This window comes from Pseudomonas sp. GW823-FHT04A03 (genome assembly GCF_058796615.1).
On record NZ_JBXAIV010000010.1, the window covers coordinates 78,600 to 92,271 of the forward strand.

A 13,672-nucleotide genomic window follows, 5' to 3' on the forward strand; every position below is an offset into this window, starting at 1 on the left:
GCGCACAATGCACACCGGCCCTCTCAATAAGTTAAAGACCGGCTCAACGCGCCGACTGTTGCAGGCAATGCTCGACCAACGCTTCCAGCTCGGCCTGATACTGCTGCATCAAGGTCTCGATGGTGCTTGGGCGGAAGCGACGGGTGCTGTACATGCAACGCATCGACAGCTTGCCGTCGAACACCTGACCGACGATTTCCAGCCAGTTGCCGAGGTTGGCATCGAGGCTGTAGACATCGCCGATATGCTCGTCCGCCGGCATCAACATTGCCTGCTCGTCAAAGGTCTGATCAAACTGCCCCAGGTAGTTGAAGGTCAGCCGCGCCTGCGGCAACGCCGCCAGACGCTGTTGCACCGACGCATCGGCCATGTAGCGCAGCGCGCCGTAGCCGACGCCTTTCTGCGGCACAGCGGCCAACTGCTCGCGTACCGCCAGGATCGAGGCGCCGAAATCCTGCTCCGCCAACGGCGCCAGCCGTACCGGGAACATGGTGGTGAACCAGCCCAGCGTGCGGCTCAGGTCCAGTCCTTCGACCAGGTCTTCACGACCGTGCCCTTCCAGTTGCACCAGCACCGACTCGGCCTCGCTCCAGCGGCACAACACACGACCGAGAGCGGTCAGCAGCAGATCGTTGATCTGCGTGCCGTACACCGCTGGCGCCTGTTTGAGCAATTGCCCGGTGCGGGTGGCGTCGAGGCCCATGAACGTTTCTTCGCGAAAACGCACCAGGTTCTTGCCGCGCGGGTTGTCACACGGCAGATCCTTGCCCGGCTGATCCAGCTGTCCAAGCCAGTAGTCCAGCTCTTGCCCGACCAGTGCCGGCACCTGCGCCGCCAGGCCATCGGCCCAGGCGCGATAGCTGCTGGTGCGCTGCGCCAGTTGCGGCTCGCGGCCCTGACTGAACGCCTCGTAAGCGAGTTGCAGGTCTTGCAGGAACACCCGCCACGACACCGCGTCGATCACCAGGTGATGCACCACCAACAGCAGGCGCACCTCGCCGTCCGGCAGATTTACCAGCAGACCGCGCATCAGTGGCCCGTCGAGCAGGTTGAGGCTGCGCTGGGCTTCGTTGACCAGTGCGTCTAGTTGCTCGATGTCGCTGATCTCACGCTGCCACAGCAACGGGTTGTGCTCGGCGATGCGCAAGCTGTCCTGCAACGTTTGATAGTGCTGCAACCAGCGGCCCTGATCCTGATAGAAGCGCAGCCGCAACGAGTCGTGCTGCGCCAGCATCAACCGGAGCGTCTGTTCCAGCGCCGGGGCATCCAGCGCCTGGCGCGAACGCAGCATCATCGCCTGGTTGAAATGATGCGGTTCACTCATGCTCTCGGCGAAGAACCACTCCTGGATCGGCAACAGACCGAACGCACCCGCCTGCGCTACGTGGCTGCTGTCGGCAGTCTGGCTTGAGCGGGCGACCGCTTGCTGGTCGAACAGGTTGCCAATGGTCTGGAAGCGCATCAGGTCGCGCAGCTTGATGTCCAGTTTCAGTCGCGGATGGTTCCGCGCCCGGGAAATCACCTGCAGGCTGAGAATCGAATCACCACCCAACTCGAAGAAGTTGTCGCTGATGCCGACCTGCTCCACTTGCAGCACGTCGGCCCAGATATCGGCCAGCCAGGTTTCCTGCTCGTTGCGCGGCGCCTGATATTGATCGGCGCAAAACTCGGGCTCCGGCAGCGCCTTGCGATCCAGTTTGCCGTTCGGCGAGATCGGCAGGCGCGCCAGACCGATGATCTGCAGCGGCACCATGTATTCGGGCAACTGTGCGCGCAACAAAGTCTTCAGACGGTCACCGACGTTGTCGTCAGTACTGACCACGTAGCCGATCAACTGTTTGCCGGAGACGCCGTCACGGGCGATGACCACGGCATCGGTGACACCGTCCTGAGCGCGCAGACAGGCTTCGATTTCACCCAGCTCGATGCGGAAACCGCGAATCTTCACTTGATGGTCAGCGCGGCCGACGTAATCGAGGATGCCGTCATGGCGCAGGCGCACCAGGTCACCGCTTCGGTACAGGCGACTGCCCGGTGCCCCGAACGGATCCGGCACGAAGCGCTCGGCGGTGATGGCCGCACGGCCATGGTAACCACGGGCAACCCCGTAGCCTCCGATGTACAACTGACCGGACAAATCCTGTGGCAGCGGATTGAGATCGTCGTCCAGTACCCACAGCGAACGTTGACCGACCACTCGCCCGATCGGCGCATAGGCGGCAGCGCAGGCTTCATCGTTCGGCGCTTTCCAGAGCATCGGCGTGACCACGGTTTCGGTCGGGCCGTAACCGTTGGTGATGAACTGCGGCTGCAACACGCGGCGCACTTGCGCCAGGGTCTGCTCCGGTACAGCGTCCCCCCCCAGGCAGTAAATGCGCACCTTCGGCACGGCTATGCCGCTGGCCTCGACGTACTCGGCCACCTGTTTGAGGTAGGCCGGCGGGAAGCAGGCGATATCGATGCGGCGGTTGAGCAAGGCGTGGCTGGTCTGCTCCGGCGTCCACAATTCGTGATCACGCAGCACCAGGGTGCCGCCAAAGGCCAGGGTGGTCAGCCAGCGTTCATGGGCGCCGTCGAAAGCGAACGACATGAAGTGCAATTCGCGCGTGCCGGCGTCCATCTCGTACAACTCGCGGATTGCCTGGCAATGCATGCTCAGCGGTCCGTGGGTCACCGCCACACCTTTGGGCAAACCGGTGGAGCCCGAGGTGTAGATCAGGTAGGCGAGGCTGTCATCACAGGTCGGCACGCGCGGCGCCGTGTCCGGGTACTGAGTGCCGTCGAAAAGATCGAGATCAAGCAATGGCAGGTTCGCCGGCAATGGCAAACGCTGGCTGGCGGCGCCACGGCTGATCATCTGACGCATGCCGGAGTCTTCAATCATGAAGGCCAGGCGATCGACCGGATAGTCGATGTCCAGCGGCACGTAGGCAGCGCCGCTTTTGAACACGGCGAGCAAGGCCACCAGCATGTCGAGCGAACGTTCCAGTGCGACACCGATCAGCACTTCCGGACCGGCACCCGCCGCGATCAAGTGATGCGCCAGCTGGTTGGCCCGGCGCTCGAGTTGCGCGTAGCTCAACTGCTCGTCACCACATTCGGCGGCAATGGCCTCGGGGCGTTGCGCGGCAATCATCGCCGGCAACAGCTCGCGACGATGCACCGCCGCCGGTTCTGCGCCCCACTGCTGCAAGGCCTGCCATTGTGGCGCGGCCAGACGCTGCAGGTTGCCCAGACGCTCCGTCGGCTGCTGCATCATGCTGTGCAGCAACACTTCCATGGTCTGACGGATCCGCTCGACCGCTTCGACACTGAAACGATCACGCAGGAACAGGTACTCGATGGAGAACTCTTCACCCAGATGCACGGCCAGGTCCATCGGGAAGTTGGTCACGTCATGGCTGGCCGAGGTGCCGAAGCGCAGGCCGCCCGGTGCCTGCTCCAGACGCTGGTCGATCGGGTAGTTCTCGAACACGATGATGCTGTCGAACAAGGCTTGCCCGCCCTGCCCTGACCAGCGCTGAATGTCCGCCAGCGGTGCGTGAGCATGTTCACGCAGATCGAGGTTATAGGCCTGCAGACTGCTCAGCCAGGCATTCAGCGGCTGCGCCGGATCGAGGGTCTGAATCACCGGCAAGGTGTTGATGAACAGCCCCAGCATGCTGCCGGCATTCGGCAACCCTTCCGGGCGCCCGGCCACGGTGGCACCAAACGCCACGCTGTGCTGACCGGTGTAGCGCTGCAACAGCAGCAACCATGCACCTTGAATCAACGTGTTGGCGGTAATGCCCTGAGCCCGGCAATGCTGTTGCAACAAGGCGGTCTGCTGCGCATCCCAACGGGTGTACAACGCCTGGTGGCCGTGCTCGTCAGATTCGTGACGCGGGTGCATCGCCTGGCTCAGCGCGGTCGGTTCGACCAGTGTCTGCAAGTGGCCGCGCCAGAACTGCTCGAGTTGCGCCGAATCCTGCTGCTGCAGCCACGCGATGAAGTCGCGATAACGACCGCTCTCGCCTTCGACCTGGCCGGTGGCGTAGTGCTGCAGTACCTCGCCGAACAACTGCGAACTGCTCCAGCCGTCCATCAGGATGTGATGGCTGGTCCAGATCAGCTGGTACTTGTCGGCATCCAGACGAATCAGGCGCGTGCGTTGCAACGGCATGCGGTCCAGCTCAAAGCCCTGAACCCGCTGCTGACGGGCGAACTCGGCGAGTTGCGCCTCATCCATCGGCGTGTCCAGCGCCTGCAGGTCAACAATGCCCTGACGGTGGACGACCTGCACCGGTGACGCCTGGCTGTCTTGCCAATGGAACGACGTGCGCAGGATTTCGTGACGCTGTACCACGCATTCCCACGCGGCACGGAAGCGCTCGATATCGAGTCCCTCGACCGACAAATTGAGCTGGTTGACGTAAAGATCATCGCCATCATCGGACAAGGTATGGAACAGCATGCCCTGTTGCATCGGCGACAACGGATAGATGTCTTCGATGTCCGCGACCGGCACCGGCAAACCGTCCAGACGCGCCTGGCCCAGCGCTGCCAGCGGGAAGTCCGACGGCGTCAGGCCGTGGTTGCCCGGGGTCACGCAGTGTTCGATCAGCGCGGTCAGTTCACGCCCGTATTCATCGGCCATGGCCTGCACGGTCTCGGTGTCGAACATCTGCTCGCTGAAGCTCCACGACAGACTCAGCTCACCGCCATACACCTGACCGTTGACCGACAGCCAGTTGCCCAGCGGGGCGCGATCGCTGAGGTCACTGCCGGCACTTTCGCCGGCCGGCAGGAACAGTGCGGCTTCGTCGAACTCGCTATCGAACTGGCCGAGGTAGTTGAAGGTGATTTTTGGCGTGGGCAGTGCTGCCAGCGCCTCACGCGCCGAGGCATCGCCCAGATAACGCAAGGCACCAAAACCGATACCCTTGTCGGGAATCGCACGCAGCTGCTCCTTGATCTGCTTGATCGAATCAGCGAAACCGCCGGCCGGCGTCAGGTGCACCGGGAACACGCTGGTGAACCAGCCGAGGGTGCGGCTCAGATCGATATCGTCGAACAGGTCTTCACGACCATGACCTTCCAGCTGAATCAGTGCCGAGGCATGCCCGCTCCAGCGACTGATGACCCGCGCCAGTGCGGTCAGCAGCAAGTCGTTGACCTGCGTGCGATAAGCCGCCGGGGCCTGTTGCAACAGTTGTCTGGTCAGCTCCGGCGCAAGGCGCGTCTGCACACTTTGCGCGTAGCGGTTTTCCTGGCTGCCATCCGGACGTTCGCACGGCAAAGTGGCGGTCGCCCCGTGCAAGTGCTCACGCCAGAACGCCAGTTCGTCATCGAGGCTGGCGGTGTGCGCCTGCAAGCGTTCGGCCCAGGCTTTGAAGGCGCTGGTCTTGGCCGGCAACGCGACCTCGCGCCCGGCCTGGATCTGGCTGAACGCGGTTTGCAGGTCTTCCAGCAGGATCCGCCACGAGACACCGTCGACCACCAGGTGATGCACCACCAGCATCAGGCGCTGAGTGTGATCCGGCAGATCGAACAGCACACCGCGCAACAGCGGACCGTCGTGCAGATCGAGACTGCCCTGGGCCTGCTGACAGATCCCTTCGATTTCAGCCGGATCCGTCAGCGTGCGCTGCCAGAGCAGTTCGTGCACAGGCTCGAGCGGGCGGTGAGTGGCGGTCCAGCCTTCAGTCGTTTCAATGAACGACAGGCGCAAGGCATCGTGATGCGCAACCAGAGCCTGAAGCACCTGCGCAACGGTCCCGGCGTGCAGAGTCATCGCGGGTTTGAGCAGCAACGACTGGTTCCAGTGATGCCGCTCGGGGATCTCGCTGGCGAAAAACCATTGCTGGAACGGCAACAACGGCGTCGTACCGCTGACCGGCCCCTGATCGATGCTCAGCACCGTGCCGCCCGATTGGGCGACCGCCGCCAGTGCCTGCACGGTCTGGTGCTGGAACAGATCCTTGGGCGTGAACTGGATGCCGGCCTGCCGCGCACGGCCGACCACTTGAATCGAGATGATCGAATCACCGCCCAGCTCAAAGAAGTTGTCCGTGGCGCTGACCCGCTCGAGGCGCAGCACATCGGCCCAGATCGTGGCGATACGCTGCTCCATTTCATTGCGCGGCGCCACGTAGCTGTTCTGCATCAGACTGGCGTCCGGTGCCGGCAGCGCCTTGCGGTCCAGTTTGCCGTTCGGGGTCACCGGCAGGTTCGCCAGCACCATCAAGTGCGCCGGCACCATGTGCGTTGGCAGGCTCTCTTTGAGAGCGTTGCGCACGCTGTCGCGCCATTCCCCCAGATGTGCTTCTGCCACCGGCTGTGTCGGCACCAGATAAGCCACCAATTGCTTGCCGCTCGGCCCGGCATGCGCCAGCACCACGGCTTCGCGCACGCTGCTCAGTTCCAGCAGACGCGCTTCGATTTCGCCCAGCTCGATGCGGAAACCACGGATTTTCACCTGGTTGTCGACACGGCCCTGATAGTCGAACACGCCATCGACGCGCTCACGCACCAGGTCACCGCTGCGGTACAGACGACTGCCCGGCGCTCCGAACGGATCGGGTACGAAGCGTTCAGCGGTCATCGCCGGACGATCCAGGTAACCCCGGGCCAGCCCGGTGCCGCCCAGATACAACTCGCCCATCACGCCTTGTGGCAAAGCGTTGAGGTCAGCGCTGAGCACACAAGTGCTGCGGTCGCCGATCCGCGTGCCGATCGGCGCATAGGCCGCGCCGCACGCGTCATTGCGCCCGGCCTTCCAGATCAACGGGGTGACCACGGTTTCGGTCGGCCCGTAACCGTTGATGATGTACTGCGGCGCCAGCGCCGCACGCGCCCGCTCGAAACTGTCGTTGGGCACGGCATCGCCGCCGAAGCAGTAGATGCGCACCGCGGGCGGCTGGCCGACCTGTTCGGCGTGCTCGGCCAATTGCTGCAAGTACACCGGCGGGAACGCCGCCACCGTCACGCCGTGCTGTTGCATGGCGGTATAGGTCTGCTCCGGGCTCCACAGACCGTCATCGCGCAGCAATAGCCTCGAGCCATGGGTCAGCGGGGTCAACCAGCGCTCATGAGCGCCGTCGAACGCGAACGACATGAAGTGCAGCTCGCAATCGTCCGGGGTCATTTCATAGCGCTGACCGATCGCCTGGCAATGCATCGCCAGCGGTCCGTGCTCCACGCACACACCCTTGGGCTGGCCGGTTGAGCCCGAGGTGTAAATCACGTAAGCAAGGTTTTGCGCGTGTACCGCGACCTGCGGCGCAACGTCTGGCCATTCGGCGGTCGGCAACGTGTCCAGATCCAGTGCGCGCAAACCGGTGCTCAGCGGCAACCGCGGGCGCAGTTGCGAATCGCTGAGCAACAGCGCGATGCCCGAATCTTCGATCAGATAGGCCAGACGCTCGCGCGGATAACTGGCATCCAGCGGCACATAAGCGCCGCCGGCCTTGAGCACCGCGAGCAAGGCCACCAGCATCGACGGGCTGCGCGGCAGCGCTACGCCGACACGCACTTCCGGCCCGACGCCTTCATTGATCAGCACATGCGCGAGGCGGTTGGACTGGCTTTCAAGCTCGGCGAAGGTCAACGCCTGATCGCCACAACGCACGGCTTCCTGTTGCGCCTGCTGCGCCGCGATCACCGCGATGCGCTGATGCACCAGCAACGGATCCGTGCACGGTTGCGCACGATTGTTTTCCTGCAAACGGCGCTGTTCTTCGCCACTGAGCAGGGTCAACGCGCCGAGACGTGCATTCGCCGACTGCACGAACTGCTCCAGCAGCGAGGCCAGTTGCGCGTGCAGACGCACAATCGCCTGCGCGCTGAAACTGGCGGCGGCAAAGCTGTAATGCACCGACAGGGTTTCGCCGAGGTTGACCCCGACCGTCAGCGGGAAGTTGGTTTGTTCACGGGTGTCGACCGCGCCAAACTTCAGGCCCAGCGACGAGCCCTGCTCCAGCGCTTCGGAGATCGGGTAGTTCTCGAACACCAGCAGGTTGTCGAACAGGCCATCGCTGCCCTGCCCCGACCAGCGCTGGATATCGGCCAGTGGCGTGTGTTCGAAATCACGCAGGCCGATGTTGAGTTCCTGCACGGTTTGCAGCCACTGGCTGACCGTCAGTTGCGGCTCCGGACGGGCAATCACCGGCAAGGTGTTGATGAACAGGCCGACCTGCTGCTCGACCCCCGGCAGATTGGCCGGACGCCCCGACACGGTGGCGCCGAAGGCCACGGTCGGTTGCCCGGTGTAACGTTGCAACAGCAACAGCCACGCCGCTTGCACCAGGGTGTTGAGGGTGACTTTTTGCTGACGGGCAAACTCGCTCAAGCGCAACGTGCCAGTGGCGTCGATCCACTGCTGATAGTGTCCGGTACCGCCCTCGGCGCTGGCCGAACGATCCGCCAGCCCCTGGGCCAGGCGGGTTGGCTCATCGAATTGAGCCAGACGCTCAAGCCAGAATTGCTCGCTGAGCTGACTGTCCTGGCGCTGCAGCCAGGCGATGTAATCGCTGTAGCGACCGATGGGCGCTGCAGGCACTTGCCCGGCATAGCGCTGCAGCACTTCACCGAGCAACTGCGAGTTGCTCCAGCCGTCGAGCAAAATGTGGTGGCTGGTGTAGAGCAGTTCGTGACGGTCTTGCCCGGTGCGCACCACCACCAGGCGCAACAGCGGCACCTCGTTCAGATCGAACGGACGGTTGCGTTCGGCCTCAGCCAGCGCATCCAGCGCTTCACCCGACTGGCCGCGCCAGTCGTGAACGGTGAACGGCAGCGTGGCCGAGCGTTCGACGATTTGCAGCGGCTGAGCCTGCTCCCCTCCCCAGACAAACCGCGTGCGCAGAATGTCATGGGCTTCCAGCGCCGCTTGCCAGGCCTGACGGAAACGCTCGACATCAAGCCCTTCCACCGACACCCGCATCTGGTTGATGTAATCGCCCGAACCTTGTTCGTACAGGGTGTGGAAGAGCATGCCCTGCTGCATCGGCGACAGCGGATAGACGTTATCCACCGATTGCGGATCAGTAATCAGCGAATCGAGCTGCGCCTGAGTCAGGTCAGCCAGAGGGAAGTCCGACGGCGTCACACCGCGGTTGTGCGCCTCACAGCAATGGGCGATCAGCGCATTGAGTTCTTGCGCATAGTCGTCAGCCAGACGCTGGATCGTCGCCTGGTTGAACATTTCGTGGCTGAACGACCAACTGAGGTTGAGCTCACCGCCATAGACCTTGCCGTTGATGTCCAGCCAGTTCGCCAGCGGTGCCAGCGAACTCTGCTCGCGGCCGGTGCTTTCACTGGCGGGCACGAACAGCGCGGCCTCGTCGAACTGGCTGTCGAACTGCCCCAGGTAGTTGAAGGTAATGCGCGGTACCGGCTGCGCAGCGAGTGTCTGCCGCGCGCGCTCATCGCCCAGATAACGCAGGGCACCGAAACCCAGGCCTTTGTTCGGCACGTCACGCAGTTGTTCCTTGACTGCCTTGAGCGAGTCGGCCAGGCCCATGGCCGGGGTCAGGCGCACCGGGAACAGACTGGTGAACCAGCCAACGGTGCGGCTCAGGTCGATGTCGTCGAACAGCTCTTCACGGCCATGACCTTCGAGCTGGATCAGGGTCGAGGCCTGACCGGTCCAGCGGCAGATCACCCGCGCCAGCGCCGTCAGCAACACATCGTTGATCTGCGTGCGATAGGCGACGGGTGCCTGCTGCAACAGTTGGCGGGTCTGATCCGCATTCAGGCGGGTTTCCACGATCACCGCGTGACGGTTCTGCAAGGTTGCCGCAGGGTTGTCGCAAGGCAGATCGGCGGGCGCTTCGCCCAACTGTCCGGCCCACCATGTCAGTTCGTTTTGCAGCTCACCGGCGGCGAACGTTTGCAGGCGTTGCGCCCAGTCCTTGAACGGGCTGGTCTTGGCCGCGAGTTTGATCGCCTGGCCGCTTTGCAACTGCTCGCAAGCGTTCTGCAAATCTTCCAGCAACACGCGCCAGGACACACCGTCGACCACCAGGTGGTGGATCGCCAGCAACAAGCGCTGACTGCCGTCGGCCACATTCAGCAGCACGGCACGCAACAGCGGGCCGTCTTGCAGATCGAGGCTGCCTTGCGCGGCGTCGCACAGCGCTTCGATTTCGTCGGTGTGCTGCACGTTCGCCTGTTGCAGCAACGGCCGTTTATCCGGCGCGCGGTGCGTGGCCGTCCAGCCTTCAGCGCCTTCAATGAAGCTCAGGCGCAACGCATCGTGATGCGCAACCAGCGCCTGCAAGGCCTGTTCGAGGACACTGGCGTCAATGGCCTGTGAAGGTTTCAGCAGCAACGACTGGTTCCAGCGCTGACGCTCAGGAATCGCCAGTTCGAAGAATCGTTGCTGGAACGGCAGCAACGGCGTGCTGCCGGTGACGGCGCCCTGCTCGATGCTGAACGCCGCTTCACCCCGCTGGGCGACCCGGGCCAGACCTTGCACAGTCTGGTACTGGAACAAGTCCTTGGGGGTGATGCGCAGGCCGGCCTGACGTGCACGGCTGACCACCTGGATGGAGATGATCGAGTCGCCGCCAAGGGCAAAGAAGTTATCCGTGACGCCCACCTGCTCCAGCCCGAGCACGGCCTGCCAGATCTCGCACAATTGCCGTTCATTGTCGTTGCCCGGGGCCAGATAGGTGTGCTGCTCCAGCGCTGCGTCAGGTTTGGGCAGCGCCTTGCGATCGAGCTTGCCGTTGGGGGTCAGCGGCAGTTGTTCGAGGAACAGCAAATGCGCCGGCACCATGTATTCCGGCAGGTGCTCGCGCAGGCCGGCCTTGAGCACTTCACGCAGCCGCGCTTGTTCTTCGGCGTTACCCAGGGCAGCGCTCGGCACGATGTAGGCGACCAGTTGCTGGCCGCTCGCGCCGTCCTGCGCCAGTACCGCCAGTTCGCGCACTGAGTCTTGTTGCAGCAGACGTGCTTCGATCTCGCCCAGCTCGATGCGGAAACCGCGCACCTTGACCTGATGGTCGATACGCCCGACGTATTGCAGGTTGCCGTCAGCCTGATAACGCGTCAGGTCACCGGTGCGGTAGAAACGCTCGCCCGGAGCGCCGAACGGGTTCGGCAAATACTTTTCTGCGGTCAACGCCGGCCGGGCCAGATAACCGCGGGTGATGCCGGCACCGGCCAGATACAGTTCGGCGGCGACGCCTTGCGGCACCGGTTGCAGCTCACCATCAAGGACATAGCTGGCGGTGTGCTTCAGCGGTCGGCCAATGCTTGGCTGGCCACCCGCCGTGCGCCGCGTCCAGGTCGAATAGGTGGTGTCTTCCGACGGGCCGTACAGGTCGAAAACATGTTCGACCGTCGGTTGCGCATACAAGGTGTCGACCAGCGATTGCTTGAGCGGCTCGCCTGCCAGATTGATGATGCGAACGCTCGGCGGAATCTCGCCGCTGCGTTGCAGGGCGGCAATCGCCGACGGCACGGTGTTGATCAGGCGCACCTGATCGCGGGCCGGCAACTGCGGCAATTCCAGCGCATTACGGGCGATGATCAGCGAACCACCGTTGGCCAGGGTGACAAACAGCTCCCACACCGACAGGTCGAAACACACCGACGTCGAGGCCAGCACGCCTTGAATATCGTCGCGGCTGTACACCGATTGCGACCAGTCGATCAGCGCCAGCACGTTGCGATGGGCAATCGCCACGCCTTTCGGTTTGCCGGTCGAACCGGAGGTGTAAATCACATACGCCAGGTTGTCGGCCGACACGCGCGTTTGCGGCGCATGCGCCGGATACGCGGCGAAATCATCGGCGGCGTTGTCCATCAGCAGTACGTCGGTGTCCGCCGCAATCGCCAGACTGGCGGCGACGTCCCGTTCGGTCAGCAGGCACAGCGCACGGCTGTCTTCGAGCATGTAGGCGACGCGGTCGGCCGGGTAATCCGGGTCGAGCGGCACGTACACGCCCCCGGCCTTGAGCACGGCCAGCAGCGCGACCAGCAGATTCTCCGAACGCTGCATCGCCACACCGACGCGCACCTCAGGGCCGACACCTCGTTCGATCAAGGCATGCGCCAACGGGTTGGCCCGTGCTTCAAGCTCGGCATACGTCAGATGCCGCTCGGCGAAGGTCACCGCGCGCGCATCCGGGGTCTGCGCCGCCTGACGAGCGATCAATTGATGGATGCACAAATCGCTGGCAAACGGTGCGTCCACAGGGTTCCAGTCGTGCAGCAATACCTGCCGCTCACTGGCATCGAGCAGCGGCAATTCGCCGACGCGCTGTTGCGCATCGCTGACGATGCCCTTGAGCAACGCCTGCAAATGCCTGCCCATGCGCTCGATGGACGCGGCTTCAAACAGGTCCGTGGCGTAGATCAACGAGGCCCACACGCCTTCCGGCGACTCGTGGGTTTCCAGGGTCAGGTCGAACTGCGCCGTGAGGCTGTCCCAGTTCACGCTTTCAACCGCAAGCCCCGGCAATTGCATGGCCTGTCTGGCCTGCCGCGCACCACTCTGATGGTTGAACATCACCTGGAACAACGGGCTGCGGCTCAGGCTGCGTTCCGGCGCCAGGGCTTCGACCAATTGCTCGAACGGCAGATCCTGATGCGCCTGCGCGCCCAGCGCCGATTGTCTGGCCTGGGCCAGCAAGGCGCTGAACGTCATGCTGCTGTCGAGGGTGGCGCGCAAGACCTGGGTGTTGACGAAGAAGCCGATCAGCCCTTCGGTTTCCGCACGGTTGCGGTTGGCAATCGGTACGCCGATGCGAATGTCGTCCTGACCGCTGTAGCGATGCAGCAAGGTCTGGAACGCTGCCAGCAACAGCATGAACATCGTCACGCCTTCACGACGCGCAAGCTCCTGCAGGCCTTTGCTCAACGCCGCGTCCAGCTGCATGTCCAGACGTGCACCGCGATAGCTTTGCACCAGCGGGCGCGGGTGATCGGCCGGCAGTTCCAGCACGCCCGGATCCGAGCCCAGATGTTCGACCCAATAGCTCAATTGCCGCTCGCGCTCACCGGCGTCCATCCAGCTGCGTTGCCACTGGGCGAAATCGGCGTACTGGATCGGCAACGGTGCCAGCGTGGCCGGTGCGCCCTGAATGAACCCGGCATAGAGTTCGATCAGTTCGCCGACCATCACTTGCATCGACCAGCCATCGGAAATGATGTGATGTTGCACCATCACCAGAACGTGATCGTCCGGTGCCAGACGCAGCAGGCAGACCCGCAGCAAGGCGTCCTGTTCGAGATCGAACGGGCGGGCAATCTCGGCTTCGATGGCCGCGCGCAAACGCGGCTCATCGACTTCGCCCTCCAGCTCGCGAACCTCGATCTGCAAGGCAAACGGCGCCTTGATCAGCTGAATGGCCTTGTCCTGATCACCTCGGGCAAACCCGGTGCGCAGACTTTCGTGACGCTCGATCAGCGTATCGAAACTGCGCTGCAGGACCGCCATGTCCAGGGCGCCGCGCAAGCGCAACGCCGTGGGAATGTGGTACGCCGCGCTGTCCGGCTCCATCTGCCAGAGAAACCACTGCCGCTCCTGGGCATAAGACAAAAGCAGCGGTTCACCTTCGGTGCGCCGGAAAATCGGCGCGATGCCATAAAGGTTAATGCCCTGTTTGCCCAGTAGAATCGCCAGCGCCTTGCGTTTCTCGGGAGAAAGCGCGCCTACCGATTCAATCAACTGCTGCATGCCGTG

Annotated in this window: 1 protein-coding gene; it reads right to left on the minus strand. The window is 63.5% G+C overall.

All coding sequences use genetic code 11. The features are described 5' to 3' along the window. Positions 1–43: 43 nt before the first annotated feature. Positions 44–13,657 (minus strand): non-ribosomal peptide synthase/polyketide synthase, encoded by a 13,614-nt coding sequence (locus AC1Q9F_RS22430; protein ID WP_492634786.1) that lies wholly within the window; start codon positions 13,655–13,657, stop codon positions 44–46. Between the last annotated feature and the right edge of the window lie 15 nt (positions 13,658–13,672).